The 23042-nt window shown below is 59.9% G+C and carries 20 protein-coding genes; 9 read left to right on the forward strand and 11 right to left on the reverse strand.

All coding sequences use genetic code 11. The features are described 5' to 3' along the window. Positions 1-24 precede the first annotated feature (24 nt). On the reverse strand, positions 25-348 hold the full coding sequence (locus tag ACYVIS_RS03730) for an AtuA-related protein (RefSeq protein WP_232741369.1): 324 nt from the start codon (positions 346-348) through the stop codon (positions 25-27). Next, entirely contained in the window at positions 345-1712 is a 1368-nt protein-coding gene (locus ACYVIS_RS03735; RefSeq protein WP_460873308.1) for an acyclic terpene utilization AtuA family protein, read from the reverse strand. Before ACYVIS_RS03735 ends, ACYVIS_RS03730 begins: the two co-directional genes overlap by 4 nt. A 321-nt stretch (positions 1713-2033) precedes the next feature. On the opposite strand from ACYVIS_RS03735, the gene ACYVIS_RS03740 reads away from it, so the two are divergent. The 8 genes from ACYVIS_RS03740 (at position 2034) to ACYVIS_RS03775 (ending at position 9823) form a co-directional block, all read left to right on the forward strand. Further along, positions 2034-2999 (forward strand): TAXI family TRAP transporter solute-binding subunit, encoded by a 966-nt coding sequence (locus ACYVIS_RS03740; protein ID WP_460873309.1) that lies wholly within the window; start codon positions 2034-2036, stop codon positions 2997-2999. Next, entirely contained in the window at positions 2996-4954 is a 1959-nt protein-coding gene (locus ACYVIS_RS03745) for a TRAP transporter permease (protein WP_232741372.1), read from the forward strand. The genes ACYVIS_RS03740 and ACYVIS_RS03745 overlap by 4 nt, the downstream gene beginning before the upstream one ends. Further along, positions 4951-5451 carry a MaoC/PaaZ C-terminal domain-containing protein gene (locus ACYVIS_RS03750; protein ID WP_232741373.1) on the forward strand — a complete coding sequence of 167 codons (501 nt, stop codon included), beginning with the start codon at positions 4951-4953 and terminating at the stop codon, positions 5449-5451. The genes ACYVIS_RS03745 and ACYVIS_RS03750 overlap by 4 nt, the downstream gene beginning before the upstream one ends. Further along, positions 5448-6587, forward strand: a complete 1140-nt coding sequence (locus ACYVIS_RS03755) for an acyl-CoA dehydrogenase family protein (RefSeq protein ID WP_460873310.1) — start codon at positions 5448-5450, stop codon at positions 6585-6587. Before ACYVIS_RS03750 ends, ACYVIS_RS03755 begins: the two co-directional genes overlap by 4 nt. 13 nt (positions 6588-6600) lie before the next feature. After that, complete coding sequence (locus ACYVIS_RS03760) at positions 6601-7824, forward strand: CaiB/BaiF CoA transferase family protein (protein WP_460873311.1); 1224 nt, start codon at positions 6601-6603, stop codon at positions 7822-7824. Continuing rightward, positions 7821-8594 (forward strand): enoyl-CoA hydratase/isomerase family protein, encoded by a 774-nt coding sequence (locus ACYVIS_RS03765; protein ID WP_232741376.1) that lies wholly within the window; start codon positions 7821-7823, stop codon positions 8592-8594. Before ACYVIS_RS03760 ends, ACYVIS_RS03765 begins: the two co-directional genes overlap by 4 nt. Positions 8595-8652: 58 nt before the next feature. Further along, positions 8653-9123: a MaoC family dehydratase gene (locus ACYVIS_RS03770; protein WP_460873312.1), complete on the forward strand. Its 471-nt coding sequence runs from the start codon at positions 8653-8655 to the stop codon at positions 9121-9123. A gap of 76 nt (positions 9124-9199) precedes the next feature. Continuing rightward, positions 9200-9823, forward strand: coding sequence for a TetR/AcrR family transcriptional regulator (locus ACYVIS_RS03775; protein WP_232741378.1), 624 nt, complete (start codon positions 9200-9202; stop codon positions 9821-9823). A 165-nt stretch (positions 9824-9988) separates the two neighbouring features. Here the strand turns inward: ACYVIS_RS03775 and ACYVIS_RS03780 are convergent, their stop codons facing one another. Beyond that, positions 9989-10894 carry a LysR family transcriptional regulator gene (locus ACYVIS_RS03780; RefSeq protein WP_232741379.1) on the reverse strand — a complete coding sequence of 302 codons (906 nt, stop codon included), beginning with the start codon at positions 10892-10894 and terminating at the stop codon, positions 9989-9991. Between the two features lie 110 nt (positions 10895-11004). Here ACYVIS_RS03780 and ACYVIS_RS03785 point away from each other — a divergent pair, with 110 nt between their 5' ends. Then, complete coding sequence (locus ACYVIS_RS03785; protein WP_460873313.1) at positions 11005-12192, forward strand: MFS transporter; 1188 nt, start codon at positions 11005-11007, stop codon at positions 12190-12192. Between the two features lie 303 nt (positions 12193-12495). Here ACYVIS_RS03785 and urtE read toward each other — a convergent pair whose 3' ends face one another. The 8 genes from urtE to ACYVIS_RS03825 form a co-directional block, all read right to left on the reverse strand. Further along, positions 12496-13194 carry an urea ABC transporter ATP-binding subunit UrtE gene (gene urtE, locus ACYVIS_RS03790; protein ID WP_232741381.1) on the reverse strand — a complete coding sequence of 233 codons (699 nt, stop codon included), beginning with the start codon at positions 13192-13194 and terminating at the stop codon, positions 12496-12498. A gap of 1 nt (position 13195) precedes the next feature. Beyond that, positions 13196-14038: an urea ABC transporter ATP-binding protein UrtD gene (gene urtD / locus ACYVIS_RS03795; protein ID WP_232744685.1), complete on the reverse strand. Its 843-nt coding sequence runs from the start codon at positions 14036-14038 to the stop codon at positions 13196-13198. Between the two features lie 2 nt (positions 14039-14040). Further along, the gene (urtC, locus tag ACYVIS_RS03800) at positions 14041-15171 is read right to left on the reverse strand and encodes an urea ABC transporter permease subunit UrtC (protein WP_232741382.1); all 1131 of its coding nucleotides are present in this window, start codon (positions 15169-15171) and stop codon (positions 14041-14043) included. Beyond that, complete coding sequence (gene urtB / locus ACYVIS_RS03805) at positions 15168-16805, reverse strand: urea ABC transporter permease subunit UrtB (protein WP_232741383.1); 1638 nt, start codon at positions 16803-16805, stop codon at positions 15168-15170. Before urtB ends, urtC begins: the two co-directional genes overlap by 4 nt. 15 nt (positions 16806-16820) lie before the next feature. Further along, positions 16821-18071 carry an urea ABC transporter substrate-binding protein gene (gene urtA / locus ACYVIS_RS03810; RefSeq protein ID WP_232741384.1) on the reverse strand — a complete coding sequence of 417 codons (1251 nt, stop codon included), beginning with the start codon at positions 18069-18071 and terminating at the stop codon, positions 16821-16823. 232 nt (positions 18072-18303) lie between these two features. Continuing rightward, complete coding sequence (locus ACYVIS_RS03815; protein WP_460873314.1) at positions 18304-20586, reverse strand: heavy metal translocating P-type ATPase; 2283 nt, start codon at positions 20584-20586, stop codon at positions 18304-18306. Positions 20587-20627: 41 nt separating this feature from the next. Continuing rightward, on the reverse strand, positions 20628-21755 hold the full coding sequence (gene ada / locus ACYVIS_RS03820) for a bifunctional DNA-binding transcriptional regulator/O6-methylguanine-DNA methyltransferase Ada (RefSeq protein ID WP_460873315.1): 1128 nt from the start codon (positions 21753-21755) through the stop codon (positions 20628-20630). A gap of 115 nt (positions 21756-21870) precedes the next feature. Next, positions 21871-22722, reverse strand: coding sequence for a PA4780 family RIO1-like protein kinase (locus ACYVIS_RS03825; protein WP_232741387.1), 852 nt, complete (start codon positions 22720-22722; stop codon positions 21871-21873). Positions 22723-23042: the final 320 nt, after the last annotated feature.

The following is a 23042-nucleotide window of genomic DNA, read 5'->3' on the forward strand; positions in this document are numbered from 1 at the left end:
ATCCGGCTCATCATACATATCGATTTATTCCGGCAGCGGCTCTTGCACCGCCAGCCGCAAAACGGCATAACCCAGCGACTTGGCGGTCTGGTCGAAACGCAAGGTGCAGGTGGCCCCGCCTCCCAGGCCTTGCTCGAGCAGTACCAGGCAGCCGTCGATATTCGGCATGGGATAAACATGCGCCTGTCCTTTCAGCCAATTGCCGAACAAATCGCGCAAACGCTCTGGAGTCACCGTGGCAAGTACGGTTTCGTAGAACTCGGGACGCTTCGCAAGTACACCGATCGACACGTTATCACCCTTGTCCCCGGCACGCACATAGGCGATTTCTTCGAGCAGACGGCTCATGATTCGATGATCTCCATATGGTGGGACACCAGTTCCCGGTCTATCAGCGTCGGCCATAAGCTGATGGCCGGGCGCGGTTTGAAAGGCGCGCCGAAAGACGTCCCGCCAGGCCCCATGATCCAGAGATGCGAGCAGGCGCGGCGTACTTTTTCGGCTTCATCGCGAGTCCGCGTCCGTACCGCGACACGCAGGCCGATTTCATTGCTGTTGTCGTCCTGGGGCCAGGGTGCGGCCGGGCCATGCAAGGTATTGACGCCTATGTATGAGAACTCGATGGCATCGGCCACCAGCCCCATCCGCTCAAAACGTTCGCGCAGGGTTGTTTCAGCCTTGCGGGCGCGGTCCAGGGCGCGGGGCCATGGGAACATCATCAGGCCTTCGCCGATCCAGCCATCCGAATAGCCAATCAGCAATTTGTATTGGGATGGCCGCCCCGTCCCCCTGCTGCCACTGACCTTGACGCGATCGGCGCCCAGCTCCGCGACGCGCGGCGAAGTCATGTCCGCCACACCGTCGGGCACGGCATAGCGCCGGGGATCGCCGATTTCATAGACCAGATGCTCTTTTACAGTGAACTGATCGACACGCCCTCCGGTGCCCGCGAGCTTGGTGAAAATAGCACTTCCGTCGGCCGCGAATTCGATAATGGGAAAGCCGGCGCGGCCCATATGCGGCATTTCATCGAAACGCGACGACATGCCGCCGGTGCAGCCTGCGGCGCACTCGGCTATATGGCCAGCCACGATGGCCGCGGCAACCAGATCAGGATCGTCGTAACCCTTGCCGAGACGCTGCAGGATCGGCCCCACGAACAGGGCGGAATCGGCAACCCGGCCCGTTACAACGATATCGGCGTCGGCGGCAAGCGCATCGATGATGCCTTCGGAACCGGCATACACATTGGCGCAGAGAATACGCGAACGTATCGTCGACAGATCGGCAGCGCCGGTCGCTGAATTAACGAGCGGCACGCCATCCGCGATCAACTCGTCGAGGCGATCCATCAGATCGTCGCCCGACACCACGCCAATGCGGGTGCCGCGCAGCCCGCGCTGCGCCAGCGCATCTGCAATGGCGCGGCCGGCAGCCGCGGGATTGGCTCCGCCGCCATTTGAAACCAGGCATGTGCCCTGCTCGCGCGCCTGTGTGGCAAGATTGCTCATAAAGGGCACTACATCACTTACATAGCCCAATTCCGGCGCACGCGATTTCTGCCTATGCAGAATGGCCATGGTCAGCTCGGCCAAAAAATCGAAACACAGGAAATCAAGATTGGCCGATGCCACCAGCTCCGCGGCCGGATCGTATGCATCGCCCCAGAATCCGCCACCGCAGCCCAGCCGTATGGTTGTTGAGCCTTTCATTTTTGTCCGCCTATAAATAAACCGACTAATTGGTCGGTTTAAATTCTGCCACAAAGCCTGCGACAGATGCAAGCCTAGAAATAATTTTTATAAGCAATATGAGGGTTTATTCTTTGTTTTACCTATGAAAATCGATATCTTTCATAAAATCTTGACAAGTGTTTTCCACACTTGACGACAGGAAAAAAGCATTTATAATTTTTTAACCGACCGAATAGTCGGTTTTTTAGACGAAGCATTTCATGCATCCTGAGCCGTTGTCTATCGCAACGCACTGCAACTGCTCTGGCCCTGTGCCCACCGCATTCTCCGGAGTAAGAAATGAAATCCCTGTCCAAACCTCCCCATAATTTTTCGCTCATTTTCGGTATGGCAACGCTCGTACTGAGCAGCCTTGCCTGCGCGGCCCCAAAAACCAGTCTGACACTGGGGTCGACCAATATCACATCCAGCCATTTCGTTGTCTCGGATGCCATGGCAAAGGCCATAACCGCCGGCATCCCAGGCGCGCATGTGTCGCACATCGAAACCGGCGCCAGCGTGGACAACATCCGGCGGCTGACCAAGGGCGAACTCGACCTGGGCCTGGTGGCCACCGATGCGGCAATCGAGGCGATCAATGGCACTGGCGTCTTCAAAGGCAAAGCCGTACCCGATCTGGTGGCCCTTTATGCCTATGACGTGTCGACGCTGAATGTGGCCGTGACGCAAGATTCCAAAGTCACAGACCTGGGGCAATTGCAAGGCAAGAAGTTCAACCCCGGCATTCGCGGCAGCGGCGCCGAGCAGTTGACCCGCCAGGTATTCACCACGCTGGGCATTGAGCCGAACCTGGTGCCCGGCACTGTAAAAGATGCGGTGGAGGGAGTCCAGAACCGCCAATTGGTCGGCTATTCCAAATATGGCCCAGGCCATGGCGTGGACGCTACATTACGCGAACTCATCGTCACGACCCCGATGCGGCTACTATCGTTTACCGCAGCACAACAGGAAAAAATAAGCAGTCACATCAAAGGAGTCGGGTTCACAAAAATCGTCAATGTGATGGAGGGCCAGCCGCCCGTCAATACACCGTCGGTGCTGATCGTATATGCGACACGGACCGCCCTGATGGACGACGACACCGCCTATGCGATTGCCAAATCGATTTATGACAATCGCGCCATGCTGATACAGGCCTGGCCCCATCTGAAAGACTTCGACTTCAAAGCGCAGGCTCTGGCCGCTGAAAAGGTAGGCATCAAGCTGCACCCGGGCGCCAAAAGGTTCTGGGAGTCGCTCAAATGATCGAATCCGCCCGTGAACCGACCCCGCGAAACGCTGAATCGATCGCGTTCGCCCTATGCTGCGCCGCATTCACGCTGTTTCACATCTACACGTCGTTCGCGGGCTCATATAACCCCCTGATCCAACGCGGCATATTCATTGGCGGCGCAATGACCCTGGCCTGGTGGTCCCTGGCTTTGCGCATCCAGCGGCTATCGCCGCTCAAGGGTCTTCTGTGGTTGCTGGCCCTCTTGAGCCTGGCGACCACGCTGCATGTCATGATAGGCCATGAGCGCTTCATGGATGTGATGAACGACCTTACCAGCGTCGATCTCCTGATGGCCAGCGTCGCTATTGTCATTCTCATTATGGCCACCCAGCGCCTACTGGGATGGGCATTGCCCATCATGACTGTACTGGGACTGATCTATTTCCTGTGGGGCAATGCGATCCTGAGCGGCCTATGGCAGCCGCCCCGGGTCTCCGCTGAAACCGCCCTGGGCATGTTGTATGCGTCGACGGGCGGCATGTTCGGATTCATGGCTGATATCGGTACCAGCGTCATAGCCATCTACGTGATCTTGGGCGCATTGCTGATGGCCACAGGGGCCGGCGAAGTATTCGTGCAACTTGCCAATCGCGTGGCCGGCCGTGGCCACGGCGGGGCCGCCAAAGTCGCCGTCGTAACCTCCGGCCTGTTCGGAACCGTGTCGGGCTCGGCCGTGGCAAATGTGATGGCTGTTGGATCGGTGACCATCCCGACCATGCGGCGCGCCGGCTACCCGAAAGCCTTTGCCGCGGGCGTGGAGGCCAGCGCTTCGGCGGGCGGCCAGATCATGCCGCCAATCATGGGCGCAGGCGCCTTCTTGATGGCTCAATTACTGAACATTCCCTATATAGAAGTCGCCAAGGCGGCGATCCTGCCGGCGATTCTCTACTTCTCGCTGATCTTTGTCAGCGTCGATCTATTCGCGCGCAAGAACCGGCTTTCGGCCACGCCCATTCCACGCGCCGTGATTTCATGGGAAAAGGCAACGCCCCTGGCCGGCGCCATATTCGCGATGATTTATCTGTTGGCTACCAATTACACAGCGACGTTCGCGGGTGCGATGGCGACACTGACGTTGATTGTCCTGGCATTGTTCTGCCGATTGATCGCCACGGCCTTGCGCGAGGGCGCCGGCGGCTTGCCACGAGCGTTGACCAGCATGATACGCGACGTGGCGATAGGCGCGGTCGACGGCGGCAAAGGCCTGATCATGATTTCGGTACTGCTTGGATGCGCGGGAATTCTGACGGCCATCATAGGCGCCACCGGGCTGGGCACCAAAGTTTCCGGCGAATTGCTGGCAATTGCCGGTGACCGATTGCTGATTGCCCTGGTGATAAGCGCGGTCCTATGCATGCTTTTGGGGATGGACGTGCCCACCACCGCTTCGTATGTGCTGACCGCCTCGGTAGCCGCTCCTTTGCTGACCAAGCTTGGGCTGCCTCCGCTTACCGCGCACTTGTTCATTTTCTATTTCGCCATTCTGTCGGCTATTACCCCGCCTGTTTGCGCCAGCGTCTTCGCCGCGGCCGCGATCGCCGGAGAGTCCTTTTGGCGTGTCGCGCGCTATGCCCTGTTGATAGCCGGCGGGGTGTACTTCCTCCCTTTCATGATGGTGTATAGGCCGGGGCTGCTGATGGCTGGATCCTTGCTCGATATCGCTTACGCGACCCTCATCACGGCGGTCGCCATGTTCTGCCTGGCAAGCGCCTCGATCGGCTACCTGTGGCATTCGCTTTCGATGCCTGCTCGATTGCTTATAGCTCTTATCGGTTTTCTGTATTTCATACCCGGGCTAGTCTATGACGCCAGCGCCACAGTGCTGCTGATCGGCTTCATTCTTGTCCAGCGCAACAACTCGCGGCGCATCGCTTCCGACTCAACGCCAGTTCAGGCGCTGCGACCGAACTCTGGAGACCTCTCATGATCGACGCCCCTTACGGCGACTTGCAACTCGGCCAGAAACGCGCGTCGCGCGGCCGCACCATCACTGAATCGGATGTGGTCAATTTCTGCATGCTGACGGGAAACTGGCTTGAATTGCACAGCAATGTGGAGTTCGCCAAGAATACGCTCTATGGCGAACGGCTGGTGCAGGGCGGCCTTGTGTTTGTCATTGCCAACGCCTTGATCGGCTTCGATCCGGAACTGATCGAAGCCTTCTACGGCGTGGACAATATGCGCTTCGTCAAGCCTACGTTCATCAACGATACGATTTACGCCCAATCCGAAATCATTGCCCTGCGCGATAAGGGTGAACAACACGGCGTAGCCACGGTGCTGCTTCAGGCAACCAACCAGCGCCGCGAAATTATTCTGAGCTGTGAATTCAGCCTGCTGGTACGGCGCGACCGCCTGGCAGCGGTGCCCGAACCAGTTGCATATGCCTACAGCGCCAATACGAAAGCAAGGGAAGCCTCATGAATTTTCTGAACCACGAACAAACACTGTGGAAAGACCAAGTCGATCGGCTGATGGAGCGCGAGATAGGCCGGGAATACATCCGTAACTGCGACATCAACCGTGAATATCCTTATAAGGGCTACGAGGCTATCGTCAAGCAGGATTGGCTGCGCCTGCTGATACCTGAAGACCACGGCGGCATGGGAGGTACCATCTTCGACTATGCATTGCTGTGCGAAGGCTTGTCCAAATATGGGTTCGATTTCGCCACGGCTTTCATGGTGTCGACCTTCACCGCCATGAATATCGTCAAATTCGGCACGGACGAGCAAAAGGAAAAATACCTCGAGCCTTTCATGCGCGGCGAAATTCGCTTTTCGATATCGATTTCCGAGCCGCAAGCCGGATCCGACGCGGCCAGCACGCGCACCCGAGCCATAGCCGACGGAGAAAACTATATACTGCGAGGCCAAAAGCTATGGTGCAGCGGCGCCGCCGCCAAGAATGTGGTAATTGCCATGCTGGTGCGCAGCGACCCCGCGGCCAAGAAACGCGAAGGCTTGTCGGTATTCCTGGTTCCCAACGACACTCCCGGACTCGATATCCGACGCTTGCCAACCATGGCGCGCCGGGCCACGGGCACCACAGAAATCTTTGTCGACGACGTCAAGGCGGAACGATCGCAGATGCTGGGCACGCCGGGCCAGGGTTGGCCCATCATCACCGATCACCTTGAACTGGAGCGGATTGCCGTTTCAGCGGGCTATGTGGGCAACGCCCAGCAAGCCGTCGACGACGCGCTGCGCTATGCCCATGAACGTATCCAATTCGAGAAACAGATCTTCGACTTTCAGGTAATCCGCCACATGCTGGCCGATATGCAAACCAAGGTCGATGCCGCGCGGCTGCTGGTATATCGCGCCGCCGACATGGCGGTCCGCGGCGAAAATTACTCACGGGAAGTCAGCATGGCCAAGCTTTTTGCATCGGAAACGCTGCAGGAAGTCACGCGCTGCGGCATGCAGATCTATGGCGGCCACGGCATGCTGCCCGAATCCGATATGGAGCGCTATTTCCGCGAAGGCATGCAATCCACGATCGGCGGCGGCACCTCGCAGATACAGCGCACCATTATTGCCAAATCCATGCGGATCTAGGGAGTACCACACCATGACGGGACCCCTTTCTGGAGTGAGGGTACTGGACCTCAGCCGCATCCTGGCCGGCCCGTGGTCGACACAGACACTGGCCGATCTGGGTGCCGACGTAATCAAGGTGGAGCGCCCCGGCGAGGGCGACGATACCCGCAAGTTCGGACCGCCATGGATCCTTGACCGCGAAAGCGGCAAGCCGATCGACGCCGCTTACTTCGCGGGATGCAATCGCGGCAAGCGCTCGATTACCGTCGATTTCACCCAGACGGAGGGTCAGGCGCTGCTGCACAGGCTGGCAGAAATATCCGACATCGTCGTGGAAAACTACAAGGTCGGGGGGCTGGCCAAATACGGGCTCGACTATGCCAAACTGAGCGCCATCAATCCTCGCCTGATCTATTGTTCAATTACCGGCTTCGGCCAGACCGGCCCGTATCGCAATCGGCCAGGCTACGATTTCCTTATCCAGGGCATGGGCGGCCTGATGAGCATCACAGGCGAACGCGACGATCAGCCAGGCGGCGGCCCCCAAAAGGCCGGTGTCGCCCTGGCCGATATCGTCACAGGCCTGTATGCCACCAGCGCGATCCTGGCGGCCCTGCATAGCCGCCATCAAAGCGGACAAGGCCAGCACCTTGATATATCCCTTTTCGACTCGCAAGTGGCCGTGCTGCATAACCAGGGCATGAATTGGCTGATTGGGGGAACCGTGCCCAAACGCTCGGGCAACGGCCACCCCAATATCACGCCTTACCAAGTCTTCGCTACCCGGGACGGGCATATCATTCTTGCCGTGGGCAACGACGAACAATTCCTACGATTCTGCGCCGTTGCCGATCGGGCCGATATTGCGCGGGACCTGCGCTTTCGCACCATCGCGGACCGCAACGCCCATCGCGATATCCTGCTGCCGGTATTGGCCGAAGTCATGCGCAGCCGTCACAGCGATGACTGGATAGAAGCGCTCGAACACAATAACGTGCCCTGCGGCCCCATCAACAGCATAGACAAGGTTTTCGCCGATCCGCAGGTGCGGTCGCGCGGCATGCGCCTTGACCTGCCGCATGCCCGCGCCGGCCATGTGCCGTCGATCGCCAGCCCAATGCGTTTTTCGCAGACACCCATCGAATATTCGCTTGCTCCTCCCATGCTGGGTGAGCATACCGGCGAAGTGCTCGCCGACCTGCTGGACATTGGCGCCGAAGAAGCCGCGAAACTGCGTGCCCAGGGAACGATATGAACGACATACTCTACGAAGTCCGTGATGGGACTGCACTAATCACCTTGAATCGCCCCGCCCAACGAAACGCCTTATCCATCGCGGCATCGGAAAGGCTATACGACCTATGGGGTGAGATCGACCAGGACAAGACTGTTAAGGCTGCCGTGATTACTGCGTCCGAATGCGGCGTATTCTGTGCCGGCATGGACTTGAAAGATGCGGCGCGAGTGCAGCGAGAACATGGAACCGATATTCTCCAGGCCCTGCGCGACCCTTTTTTCGAGCGCATGCGCAACGTGGCCAAGCCCCTGATTGCCGCGCTCAATGGACACTTCACGGCTGGCGGCATGGTGCTGGCCGCTAATTGCGACCTGCGTGTCGGCAAGGCGGGCAGCCACGCCGGCATAGCCGAGGCCAGAGTGGGCCGCGGCTCTCCCTGGGCAGTGCCAATGCTGTGGCAGATGCCGCAAGCCATACTCATGGAAATGGTCCTGACCGGGGCCATGCAGCCGACCGAGCGGCTTCACGAGATTGGTTTTCTCAATTATCTCGAGCCCGACAGTGCCGCAGTGCTGGCGCGCGCCATCGAGCTGGCCAGGCTGATCCGCGACAACGCCCCCTTGTCGGTGCTGGCCGCCAAGCGCAGCCTCAATGACGCGCTAAGCCTGGGCTGCGATGCTGGATTCGAGCATGCCAAGGAACTTCACCGGCCAGTCTATGCCAGCGCCGATGCACGCGAAGGCCCGCTGGCCTTCATTGAAAAACGCCGCCCTCAATGGCAGGAATAAAGCTTGCGCACCCCTGCGCGCCCCTATCGCAAGACTTGCACAGATCAGGAGAAAATATATGGACCAAGACACGGTATTGCTCGGCCAGGGCTATTACTATGAGCAGTTGCCGGTTGGATTCCGCTTCCGGACCATGGCACGCACCATCACCGAAACCGATCTGGTGACCTTCATCAACCTCATCTGGTTTACCGAAGACGTGTTCGTCAATACTCATTCCACCGCCGGCCGGGCCTTGCAAGGCAGGGTGGTTCCGGGCGCGCTGCTGTACTCCTTCGCCGAAGGACTGGTGGCCCCCAGCGTACAGTTCACTGGCCTGGCATTCCTGGGCATGGAACTGGACATCAAGGCACCCACCGTCGTGGGCGACACGATACATGTCGAGGCAGAAATCATAGAATCGCGCCCCGCCTCGCAGGGCCCCCGAGGCCTGGTGCGCAGCCGCAATGCAGTCGTCAACCAGCATGGCGAAACCATATTGATCTACACGCCGCTACGGCTGGTGCAGAGCATCGACATGGCCGCCTGAAAATGCCTGCAAGAGGCACGTTAAGATACCGGAATCATCAGCAATATCTGTATTATCAGGTCGAAAGGATCCGCAAATGGCGAGCAAGACAGCCGCAAAAAAAAGAATGACCGCACCCGTGCATCGTACCGCCCGCAAGGATGAAATCCTCGAAGTCGCGGCACGCCTGTTTGCCGATGAAGGCTATAAGGCAGTCTCGTTGCTGGATATCGCCGAAGCGGTCGGCTTGTCCAAAACCACTCTTTATCATTACTTCGATCGTAAAGAAGAAATCCTGGGCACCATTGTGGTTTCGACAGTGCGCCAATTGAGCGAGCATGTCGACGCGGCCGTCGCCCGCCATACCGAGCCGCAGGACAGGCTTATCGCTTTCATGGAAGCCCAGGCCGAATTCTTTGAAACGCACCAGGCCTTCTTCCAGGTCCTGCTGACCCGCTTTGCAAACCTGAAAGAACCTAACATGCGAGACGTGGCCATCGAATGGCGGGTCAATTATGAAAACACGATTCGCAATATAGTGCGCGACGGCATCGCCGCCGGCCTATTCCAGGCCCGCAGCCCGAATGCGGTTGTGCGCGCGGTCATTTCGTCGGTGTACTGGATGGCGCGCTGGTATCAGCCTGGCGGCAAACAATCGAGCCACGACATCGCACGCGAATACGCGGACATCATATTGTTCGGCATCGTCGTGCCACGCTGACCTTCGCTACGCCCCGACTAAACCGGCAAATGCCTGCGCGCATCCTCTCCATCAATTTGCACTTTTTCGCCACGGGCCACGACTACGCAGCATGAGGGCGGGCAAAGAACTCGCCCCTACAGAACCCGCCTATTGACTTACAAGATGGTCTCTACGGGATCCGGCCTAATCGAACTTGACTCTTTCCACCAGAAAATCCAGGAAAGCACGGACGCGTGCCGGCAGGTACCCTCCTTGCCCAAGAAATACAGCGTGGATCTCTTCGCTATCGCCCGGGTTGCAGTTTTCCAATACAGGCTGAAGCCGCCCGGCAGCAATATCGTCGCGCACCTGGAAATGCGCAAGGCGAGCCAGCCCGACCCCCGCCACAGCCAGGTGCCGCAGGGCATCCCCGTCGCTGATCTGGACCGTGCCCATGGTCGCCACGCTGATGCTGCGCCCTTTATCGATCAAAGGCCAGCCCTCGATCGTTCGCGCATAATTGAACCCCAGGCAATTATGGCGCTCGAGATCGACCGGATTTTCCGGCACCCCGCAGCGCTCCAGATACGAGGGCGCGGCGACAATCATTTTTCGCGTTTCCCCCAGCTTGCGAGCCAGCAGGCGTGAACTCTTCAACGGCCCCGCACGAACCGCCACATCCGTGCGTTGCTCGAGGATATCGATCACCTCATCGGTCAGCACAATATCGAGCGTAACGTCGGGGTGCAGGGCCAGGAACTCGGGTACCAGCGGCAACAGGAAATGCCGGCCGAACGGCACATTGGCATTGATGCACAGCCTTCCCCGCGGCGCCCCGTTCGTGGCCGCGCCGCGCTCGGCCTCATCGAGATCCGCCAGCACCCGAACGCTGCGCTCGTAGAAAACGCAGCCTTCCGGGGTCAATTGCACCCGCCGTGTCGAACGGTTGACCAGCCTGGCACCCAACCGGCCTTCCAGGCGCCCTACCAGTTTGCTGATTGCCGAGGGCGTCATGCGCAGGGCTCTCGCCGCCGCAGAAAAGCTTCCCTGTTCAACAACCCGAACGAAAACCTCCATTTCCCCCGATCGATTGATATCCAGGCGTGCCATGTTGAAATGAACTCACAAGTGTTTTTCCTGTAATCAGTCTACCCTAAAAAGTGATTTGAATTCATCATTGCATATCAAATAGCAATTGAATTCACAGGATACGAATTTTCATGCCACTCGCTTTATACGCACTCACTGTCGGCGCTTTCGGTATCGGCGTTACCGAATTTGTCATCATGGGGCTGCTGCTGGAAGTCGGAAACGATTTCGGCGTAACCATACAGGCGGCCGGCCTGCTTATATCCGGCTATGCGCTGGGGGTCGTGGCCGGCGCTCCCCTGTTGACGGCCATGACGGCCCGCTGGCCGCGTAAAACCGTGCTATTGGGGCTCATGCTGATCTTCACCCTGGGCAATGCAGCCTGCGCGCTGGCCCCGAGCTACGGCTTCCTGATGGCCGCCCGCGTCCTTACCGCATTTGCGCACGGCACCTTCTTCGGGGTCGGCTCAGTCGTCGCCACCAGCCTCGTGGCCCCCGGCAAGCGCGCATCGGCCATTGCCGTCATGTTCACCGGCCTGACCGTGGCCAATATCCTGGGTGTGCCCTTCGGAACCTGGCTCGGCCAAGCCTTCGGCTGGCGCGCCACTTTCTGGGCCGTGACAGGCATAGGGCTGGCCGCCCTGATTATCATCGGCCTGTTCATCCCCCGGGATGCGGCAAGCCCGCAGGCGAGCGATTGGCGATCCGATCTGAAAGCCCTGGCCCGCCTCCCTGTACTGCTGGGACTGTCGACCACCGTGCTGGGCTATGCGGGCGTCTTTACCGTGTTCACCTACATCGCGCCGCTTCTGACGCGTGTCAGCGGATTCGACGAGACTTCCGTATCGCCTATTCTGCTGGTCTTTGGCGCAGGCCTGATCGTCGGGAACCTGCTGGGCGGCAAGCTGGCCGACCGCTACCTGATTCCCACCGTACTTGGCAGCCTGGTCGCCCTGGCGGCCGTACTGGGACTGATGCCGTTCGCCATGCACAACAAGGCATTGGCCATCATCTTTGTCGGCCTGCTGGGCGCCTCGGCCTTCGCGACAGTATCTCCCCTGCAAATGTGGGTACTGGAAAAGGCACAGGGCGCAGGCCAGAGCCTGGCATCGAGCTTCAATATCGCCGCATTCAATCTGGGCAACGCCCTGGGCGCCTGGATGGGCGGCATGGTCATCGCACACGGCCCCGGCCTGAATGCCATTGCCTGGGTCGCGGCCATCGCCCCCCTCTGCGCGGTTGGGCTGGCCCTCATCGCCATCCGGCACGAACGCGCCAGGCCGGCGAGAAGCCCGGCCTGCGCTCCATCCAATGCATGAACGACATCGCCCACGTTGAAAAACAACAGCAAAAGACCAGGAATCTTCGATGAATATCTTCCCCAGAAAAGCAAGCCGCCGGGCGACCGGAACCCTGCACATCGCGACAGCACTATTAGCCGTCATCATCACCCGGGCCACTGGCGCGCAAGCCGCGCAAACTACATCCTGGATCGGAACCTGGGCCGCCACCCCCGCGCCTTAAGAACTCATACCATGCCGGCATCTAGCAGCGGTCATTGACCCGCCACCTCCGCTCCTTAAGAAACAAGCACAGGCCAGCCACAAAGCCCCCCTTAAGGCTCAAACCGACAAATGCCTGCGCACATCCTCTCCATCAATTTGCGTTTTATCGCCACTGGCCACGACTTCGCCGCGTGACAGCACCATGAACTGATCGGCCAGCTCGCGCGCAAAATCGAAATACTGCTCGCAAAGCAAAATACCCATATCGCCGCGCTCGCGCAACAGGCGTATCACCTTCGCAATATCCTTGATGATCGAAGGCTGGATCCCCTCGGTCGGTTCGTCCAGAATGATCAGCTTCGGTTCCGCCACCAGGGCCCGCGCGATGGCCAGTTGCTGCTGCTGTCCCCCCGACAAATCACCGCCACGGCGGGCCAACATCGACTTCAGCACCGGAAACAGCTCGAAAACCTCACCCTTGATGCGGCGCGCCGCCGAGGCCGGCTTGCTCGCCATCCCCATCAGAATGTTTTCCTCAACCGTCAACCGCGCAAAAATATCCCGCCCCTGCGGCACATAGGCAATGCCGCGCGCGGCACGCTGATGCGGCGTCAGGCGTGTAATATCGCCGCCATCGAACACAATGCTGCCCGATGCAAGCGGCAGCACACCCATCAGGCATTTGAGCAGCGTGGTTTTCCCCACGCCATTGCGGCCCAGAAGCGCCAGGCACTCGCCCTTCCTCAATGACAGCGACACGCCGCGCAACGCATGACTGCCGCCGTAGTATTGATTGATTTCCCGAACGTCCAGCATCTCAGCGCCCCAGGTAGACTTCAATAACGCGCTGGTCGGCCTGAACCTGCGCCATGGTACCTTCCGCCAGAACCGATCCTTCATGCAGCACCGTCACTTTTCCGGCCCCCGCGATGCTCGCCACAAAGTCCATATCGTGCTCCACCACCATCAAGGAATGACGGCCGCGCAGCTCGTTCAGCAACTCGCCGGTACGTTCGGTCTCGGCATCGGTCATGCCCGCAACCGGCTCGTCCAGCAACAGCAATTGCGGCTCCTGCATCAGCAGCATGCCGATCTCCAGCCACTGCTTCTGCCCATGAGACAGCAGGCCGGCGGGTCGCCACACTTCCTGCCCCAGGCGAATCAACTCCAGGGTCGAGCCAATGGCATCGGCCTGTTCGCCGCTCAATCTCGAAAACAATGTCGGCTTGACCCGTTTGTCGGTTTTCATGGCCAGTTCCAGATTCTCGAATACCGTGTGATTCTCGAACACCGTGGGCCGCTGGAATTTCCGGCCTATGCCGGCATGTGCGATCTCGGCCTCGCTGAATTTTGTCAGATCGATGTTTTGCCCGAAAAAGGCCGTGCCGGCCGTGGGCCGGGTCTTGCCGGTAATGACATCCATCATGGTGGTCTTGCCCGCGCCGTTCGGACCGATAATGCAGCGCAATTCGCCTACGCTGATATCCAGGCTGAGATTGTTCAAGGCCTTGAAACCATCGAAGCTGACCGTGATGTCATCCAGATAGAGAATGGCGCCATGGCGGGTGTCGACGTCCGCCGAAGCAACCCGGCCGTACGAGGCTTCGCCGCCCGCCTCGCCATCAAGCACCGCACCGGCTTGTGGCCGAGCCCCCGACATACTCATGCTTTACTCCCTGAACGTCGGGCAGCCACCTGGCGCGCCAGACCCACCATGCCCTGCGGCAGAAACAAAGTGGTCAATACGAAAATCAGGCCCAGCGCATAGAGCCAGAACTCGGGAAACACGCTGGTGAACCAGGTCTTCAGGCCATTGACCACGCCCGCCCCCAGGATCGGACCGATCAGCGTGCCGCGGCCACCGGTCGCCACCCAGATCACCATTTCAATCGACGACTCGGTCGACATTTCGCCCGGATTGATGATCCCGACTTGAGGCACGTAAAGCGCCCCGGCAATACCGCACATTACCGCCGACACCGTCCACACGAACAGCTTGAAACCCAGCGGGTCGTAGCCGATGAATCGCAGGCGGCTTTCGGAATCGCGCACCGCCGTCAGCACACGGCCCAGCTTGGATTGAGTGATCGCGCGGGCAAAAACCAGCGAGCCGGCCAGCGCCGCCAGCGTGACCCAGAAAAGCACCGCGCGCGTGCCCGGTGCCGTGATGTCGAAACCCAGGATGCGCTTGAAGTCGGTAAAGCCGTTATTGCCCCCGAAACCCGTATCGTTGCGAAAGAACAGCAGCATTGCGGCAAACGTCAAGGCCTGGGTAATGATTGAAAAATACACACCCTTGATGCGCGAGCGGAATGCAAAATAGCCAAAGACAAATGCCAGTACACCGGGCACCAGCATAACCAGCAGCATCGCGTACCAGAAATGATCGGTAAACGCCCAGTACCAGGGATAGGATTTCCAGTCCAGGAACACCATGAAATCCGGCAAATTGCTTTGGTAGACGCCGTCATGGCCAATGGCCCGCATCAGGTACATGCCCTGGGCGTATCCTCCCAGCGCAAAAAACAGGCCATGGCCCAGCGACAGTATCCCGGCGTAGCCCCAGACCAGATCCAGGGCCAGCGCGGCCAGGGCGTAGCACATGAATTTGCCAAGCAAGGCCACGGTATACGACGATACATGCAATGGATGGCTTGCCGGAAGCGCCAGATTGAGCGCGGGCAGCAGGGCCAGCGCAATGACGGCAACCAACAATCCCGTCCAGGCGGCGGGTGAAAACAGGCTCCGGCGCGACAAGAATCCGGCCGGGCCCAGTGAATTGGCGGCGATCATTCGACACTCCTTCCGCGCGGGGCGAACAGCCCTTGCGGGCGCTTCTGGACAAACAGCACGATCAGCACCAGGATGACGATCTTGGCCATGACGGCGCCCGCATACGGCTCCAGGAACTTATTGACGCCGCCCAGGCCCATGGCCGCGATGACGGTACCCGCCAACTGCCCCACTCCGCCCGTCACCACGACCATGAATGAATCCACCAGATAGCCGCGGCCCAGGTCAGGGCCCACATTCCCTAATTGAGACAAGGCCACGCCAGCCAGGCCCGCAATGCCCGAACCCAGGCCGAAGGCCAGCATGTCGATACGGCCGGTCGGCACGCCGACGCAATCCGCCATGCTGCGATTTTGAGTGATGGCGCGCACGAACAGCCCCAGGCGCGTATGGTTGAGCAAGAGCCACACCAGGAAAACCACCAGCATGGCAAACACAATAATCACGAGGCGGTTGTGGCTCAGCACCAGCCCGCCGAGCACCGTGATTCCGCCGGACATCCACGACGGGTTGCTGACCTCGACGTTCTGCGCGCCGAACAGGGTTCGGACCGTCTGCATCAGGATCAGGCTGATGCCCCATGTCGCGAGCAGGGTTTCCAGCGGGCGGCCGTACAGCCATCGAATCACGGTGCGCTCCAGCGCCATGCCGACCAGGGCTGTGACGACGAAGGCGACCGGCAGCGCCACAAGCACATACCAGTCCATCCACCCTGGCGCGAACTGCCGGAAGACCCATTGCACGACGTACGTGGCATAGGCGCCTATCATGAGCAGTTCGCCGTGCGCCATATTGATCACGCCCATCAGGCCGAAGGTGATGGCCAGGCCAAGAGAGGCCAGCAGCAGGACGCTGCCCAGGCTGATCCCATAAAAAAGATTGCCGGCCCATTCGATAGTGGCCAGATGGCGGTCGATATGCTTGAGCGCCACCGTGACGGCAGACCTCACGCCCGCATCCGGTTCGAGGTAAGCGCCGCTGGCGTCCTTGCCCAGCATGCTCGCCAGCACTGGCCGGAATTCGGCATTGTTCGTATCGCCCAGCGTCGTTACCGCATGCATGCGCAATGCGGCGTCGGTGCTCTTGATCTCCAGATTGGCCTGCGCAATCTGCAGCGCGCTGCGAACCCGCGCATCCGTTTCCTTTGCCAGCGCCTGCGCAAGCAGCGCTAACCGCGTGACATCGCTGCTTTGCTGCATGCGTTTTGCGGCCGCCAGACGCGCCGCCGGGTCCGGTGAGAATAGCCGCGAAACGGCCAAGGCACCGTCGATCGCGCGCCGCAGCCTGTTGTTGATGGTGACCGCATCGGCATCGGTGGGCAGGGCCTCTTTTTGTCCCGTTGCCGGATCAAGAGCGCGTTTGTCCTTGCCCATGATCAGAACGCGCCCCTGCGGCGTGGCATACAGATTTTCGCTATCCAGGGCCTCCAGCACCCTGGCCGCAAGGGGGTCGGGCAATTGGCCCAACCGGGAAATGGCCTGCAGCCTGGCCCCGGTATCGCCGCTCGCCAGGGATGCAAGCAACCCCGGATCGATGCCGCGTTCGCCTGCCGCAAACGCGACCGGGGCGGTCGCGAGCATCAGCAACGCCAGAATGATCCGGCGCCAGACATTCAAAAATGCAGCCATGCCCATGACGACCCTTTCCGCTTAAAGACCTTGCTTGCTTTCATTGCCTGGAATGTAAGGACTCCAGGGCTGAGCGCGAATCGGGCCTTTGGTCTTCCACACGATATTGAACTGGCCATCCGCCTTGATCTCGCCGATGTAGACAGGTTTGTGCAAGTGATGATTGGTCTTGTCCATTTCGACGGTGAAGCCATCGGGCGCATTGAATTGCTGCCCGCCCATCGCCGCAATCACTTTGTCGACATCCGTGGAGCCCGCCTTTTCGACGGCCTGCTTCCACATATGGATACCGATATAGGTTGCTTCCATAGGATCATTGGTCACCACGGTCTCGGCATTCGGCAAATTCCTGGCCTTGGCATAGGCTTTCCACTTCTTGATGAATTCCGCGTTCACCGGATTCTTGATCGACTCGAAGTAGTTCCACGCCGCCAGATGCCCCACCAAAGGCTTGGCATCCACGCCGCGCAACTCTTCCTCGCCCACCGAAAACGCCACCACCGGCACATCGGTTGCCTTCAGGCCGGCGTTGCCCAGCTCTTTATAGAAGGGCACATTGGAATCACCGTTGATGGTCGAGATCACCGCGGTCTTTCCGCCAGTGGCAAACTTCTTGATATTTGCCACGATGGTCTGATAGTCGGAATGACCGAACGGCGTGTAGACCTCGTCGATATCGCTGTCCTTGACGCCCTTGGAATGCAGGAAGGCGCGCAGGATTTTGTTGGTGGTTCGCGGATACACATAATCCGTGCCCAACAGCACGAAACGCTTGGCGCCTCCGCCATCTTCGCTCATCAGGTATTCCACGGCCGGAATCGCCTGCTGGTTGGGTGCCGCGCCGGTATAGAACACATTGCGTTCCATTTCTTCGCCTTCGTACTGCACGGGGTAAAACAGCAGGCCGTTCAGTTCCTTGAACACCGGCAGTACCGATTTGCGCGATACCGAAGTCCAGCAGCCAAAAACCACGGCCACTTTATCCTGGCTCAGTAACTGGCGCGCCTTCTCGGCAAACAAGGGCCAGTTCGACGCCGGGTCCACGACCACGGGCTCCAGCTTTTTGCCCAGCACGCCCCCATGGGCATTGATTTCGTCTATCGTCATCAGGGCCACGTCTTTCAAGGACGTTTCGGAAATGGCCATGGTGCCCGACAGCGAGTGGAGAATACCCACCTTGATCGTGTCGGCGGCCAGAGCTTGCGGCATCCAGCCGGACAAGGCAAGCAGGCTGACAGCCGTCAGTTGTTTAAGTACCAGTCTACGTTTCATGATGACTCCAAATGAGATGGGGCCGGCATGGCCGGCGATCGAGATGTACAGCACTCAAAAGGAGTTAAAGCAAGATACGTGCCAACTTTGCGGCAAGAAGAAATGCGACAGGCGCGCACCGGAAACGTCCCTGGAAATCTGCAAGGACTTGTTTCAAGACGGTGCGGAAATCGTGCTATCGGGCACGGATCGCGCCAAAGCGGTGCGTTACGCAGTGACGGCGCAACGCCGGTCAGGCCAGGCGTTGCGGCTGAAAGCGCCGCAGTCGCAGCGCATTGCCCAGAACGAACACACTGGACAGCGCCATGGCGCCGGCGGCAAAAACCGGCGACAGCAATGTGCCGTTAAACGGATAAAGCACTCCCGCGGCCACGGGAATCAGGGCCGCGTTATAGGCGAAAGCCCAGAACAGGTTTTGCCGGATATTGCCGATGGTGGCCCTGGACAATGCAATGGCATTGGGCACGCCGCCCAAGTCGCCGGACATCAGCACCACGTCCGCCGCTTCGATAGCGATATCGGTACCGGTGCCTATGGCCAGGCCGACATCCGCCTCGGCCAGCGCCGGCGCATCATTGATGCCGTCGCCGACATAGGCAACGGGGCCATACTGTTTTTTCAGGCGCCGGACCGCATCGACCTTGGCGCCCGGCAGCACTTCGGCGACCACATCGTCTATGCCGAGCTGGCGCGCAATGGCGTGGGCCGTGCGGCGATTGTCCCCCGTGACCATCGCGACTTTCAGCCCCAGCTTGTGCAAGGCGCGAATCGCCTGAGGCGTCGTCTCTTTGATAGTGTCGGCAACAGCAATCAGGGCGGCCAGGCGGCCATTGATGGCCGCATACAGCGGCGTCTTGCCCTCTTCACCCAAACGGTCCGCCTCGGTGGCAAAAGGCGAAATATCCAGGCCGAGCTGGATCATGAAGCGATCCGCGCCAATTTCGACGCGCTCGCCATCCACCTCGGCGCGTACGCCGAAGCCAGTAAGGGACTCGAATTTATCGATGGCGCCCAATGCCAGGTTCTGCGCGGTGGCCGCCGCAACAATGGCGCGGGCAATGGGGTGTTCCGATTTGGTTTCCACAGCGGCAACACGAGCCAGCACCCATGCCCGCTCGCAGCCCTCGGCCACCACGAGATCGGTCAGCTCGGGCTTGCCCTTGGTCAAGGTGCCCGTCTTGTCGACCGCAAGCACCTTGGCATCCTTGAGCGATTGCAGTGCTTCGCCTTTGCGGAACAACACCCCCATCTGGGCGGCGCGGCCGGTGCCGACCATGATCGAGGTCGGAGTGGCCAGGCCCATGGCGCAGGGGCAGGCAATGATAAGCACGGCCACCGCATTGACTAATGCGAAGGTCAGCGCCGGGGAGGGCCCGAATAGCAGCCAGGCCAGGCAAGTGAGCAGCGCCGCGGCCATGACGGCCGGAACGAACCACATAGTGATGCGGTCCACCATGGCCTGGATAGGCAGCTTGGAGCCCTGGGCCTGCTCGACCATGCGTATGATCTGCGACAAAACAGTATCGCCGCCAACCTGAGTGACACGGAAGGTCAGCACGCCATTCTGGTTGACCGTGCCGCCTACCAGTTCGGCCCCGGCTTTTTTCTCGACCGGAATCGGCTCGCCGCTGATCATGGATTCATCGACAAAACTCGCCCCGCCGATCACCACGCCGTCCACGGGAATACGCTCACCCGGACGTACTTCGACCTGATCGCCGCTGCGCACCTCGCTGACAGGCACCTCTACTGCGACTCCGTTACGCAGCAGGCACGCGGTTTTGGGCTGCAGCCCAAGCAGGCGCCCGATCGCTTCGGAAGTTCGGCCTTTGGCCCGCGACTCAAGGAAACGGCCCAGCAGAATCAGCGCGACAATGACGGCGGCAGCCTCGTAATACACATTCACAGTGCCTTCAGGCAACAGCCCGGGTGCAAAGGTCGCCACCACCGAAAACGCGTAGGCCGCAGCGGTGCCCACGGCGACCAGCGCATTCATGTCGGGTGCTCCGCGCAGCAATGCGGGTACGCCCTTCTGGAAGAATCGCAAGCCGGGACCGAACAGCACAATGCTGGTCAATACGAATTGAATGTACCAGCTCGCCTGCATGCCTATGGTCTGCTCCACAAGACGATGCACAGCGGGAACCGCGTGCGCTCCCATCTCCATCAGGAACACCGGCAGGGCAAATACGGCGGCAACGATCAAGGCGCGTTTTAGCGACGACCTCTCGGCGACATGCCTTGTATCCACCTCATCGGCGTTATTGTCGCCGCCGACGAGCGCCGACTCGTAGCCGGCCGATTCGACGGCCTGCACCGCGGCAGCGATATCCGGCGCACCGATAAAGGCGATATCGGCCCGTTCGGTGGCCAGATTGACATTCGCGCTGACAACGCCGGGTACAGACCTGAGCGCCCGCTCGACGCGTCCGACACAAGATGCGCAACTCATGCCCTGAATCGAAAGACTGGCAGCCGAGCCGGCCGCCTGGGTGGGAGTTTGGATGGAGCTCATGAATACGTCCTTGAAATACAGGTTTCAACACTGTCAATAAATCACTTATTGGCCAATGTAGAGCTTCCCATGATGTCAAGGTCAAGCAGCGAGTGAGCTTCCCGGCTCAACAGCTTGCGCTTGCGTTCCACGCCCCAGCGATAGCCAGACAGGGCGCCATCGCTGCGCACCACGCGATGACAGGGAATGGCCACGGCCAGATGGTTGGCGCCGCAGGCCTGGGCAACGGCTCGCGTGGCTTTGGGCATCCCGATCCGCCTGGCAATATCGGCGTAGGAGACGGTCGCGCCCACGGGAATCTCGCGCAGCGCCTGCCAGACACGCTCCTGGAAAACCGTGCCGCGCACGTCGAGAGGCAGATCCAGCCCAAGCGCCGGCGCCTCGATGAACCCCACCACCTGGGCGATCAAGCGCTCGAAATCGGCGTCTCCGCCAATCAGGTTGGCGCGCGGAAACTGATCTTGCAAGTCACGGGCCAGCGCATCGGGGTTGTCTCCCAGCAGAATGGCGCAAACACCCCGGTCGCTTTGCGCCACCAGAATCGCACCGAGCGAACACTCGCCAATGGCAAAACGAATATCGGTATTGGTGCCTCCCGCCCGATAATCCTTGGGCCGCATGCCCAGGACTTGGTCAGAAGCCTCATAGAAACGGCTGTTCGAATTGAACCCCGCGTTGTAGATCGCCTCGGTGATGGTGCCTTCCCCACTGAGTTCCTCGCGCACCTTCTGGGCGCGGTTGGCCGCGGCATAGCCTTTGGGCGTCAATCCTGTGACGGACTTGAAAACCCGATGGAAGTGAAAGGCGCTCATGCCCGCCTGTTGCGCCAGCTCGCTCAGCACAGGCAGGGTTTCGGCTGTTTCGATTTGCCTGCAGGCGCGGGCGACGACCGCCGAATGTTGCGCGGCTACCGCGCTCTGGTCGGCGCTCGCCCGTTTACTGGGGCGATAGCCCGCCGCCTCGGCGCTGGCCGGGGTATCGAAAAACTCCACGTTCTCGGGGCGCGGCAGCCGTGAGAGGCTGCTCGGCCGGCAATACACGCCGGTAGTTTTCACCGCATAGACGAAGTGCCCGTCGGCGGCCGGATCGCGTGCCACCACGGCGCCCCAGCGGGGATCCCGCTCGGTGGCGCCTGGCCCATCCGGAAGCGTACGACTCGGTGTTTTCATGATCTTTCTCAAAACTATTCATATCCGATGAGATCACTATAGTGCCTGGCTCTTGCGGATTCACTCCGGGCCTTGCTTTTGAATTCGGGCGGCTATGGCGGCAGCCCAGGAAGCGTCAGGCCGATATCTCCATTTGAGCGCGGCGACGCTCTTCTTCCTCGTGACGCGCCAGCTCGATCTCGCGGATCACAGCCGCCACATCGGCAGGTTCTTTGGACGCCTCGACCCGGCCGGTCAAGGGCGTATCGGGCGTGAGCAAACCGGCCTGATACAAGCCCCAGATTTCCTTGCCGTACTGGCTGCCCAGCAGCTCGGGCGCAAAGGCGCCGAAGAAGTTAGCCAAGTTCGTCACATCGCGTTCCAGCATGGTCGATGCAACGCTATTGCCGGCGGCATCCACGGCTTGCGGCAAATCGATGATGACCGGGCCGTTTGCATCGACCAGAATGTTGAATTCGGACAAATCGCCGTGAATTACGCCGGCGCACAACATCAATACCACCTGCTGCAGTAACACCGCGTGCAGTTCAAGCGCCCGTTCGCGGTTCAATTCCACATCGTTCAGGCGCGGCGCGGCATTGCCGTCCGCATCGGTTACAAGCTCCATCAGCAACACGCCTTCGTGACAAAGATACGGCGCCGGCACGCGCACGCCCGCAGCCGCCAATCGGTACAAGGCATCGACTTCGGCACTTTGCCAGACCTCTTCGGCCATCTTCCGTCCGTATCGCGTCCCTTTTTCCATGGCACGCGCCTGCCGGCTATTTTTCACCCGCCGGCCTTCCTGGTAGGCTACCGCTTGATGGAAGCTGCGTTGTGTGGCCTCTTTGTACACCTTGGCGCAACGAATATCGTCGCCGCAACGCACCACATAGACTGTGGCTTCCTTGCCGCTCATCAACTGGCGCATGACTTCGTCGACCAGGCCTTCTTCCAGCAGGGGCAGGATTCTTTTTGGTGTTTTCATAGTGATTGCCGCATTGGCGTTAATCTCCTGATGCGTGGGCAAGGCTGGAAATACGGCGGAGCTGGCTTACAAGCGGCCACAACCTCGGGGCTGCAGCGGACGCCTGAATCTGTCCACCGAATGCTGCATTGTACGAGACAGAATGCGCCAAGAGGCAAAACCAGTGTTATTTTGGTTCTAGTGTTACGACACTGAATACGTTTCTGTAACTTTCGTTTTGGGTCGGTTTAGGTTGGCGGCTGGGCGGTTCGTTCTATAAAAACGCCGCAGGGTGGGCGGTGCTGTGTAGTCCGGCACGTCCAGCGGTCGTGGTGCTGCGC

The sequence above is a fragment of the Paralcaligenes ginsengisoli genome (genome assembly GCF_054781135.1).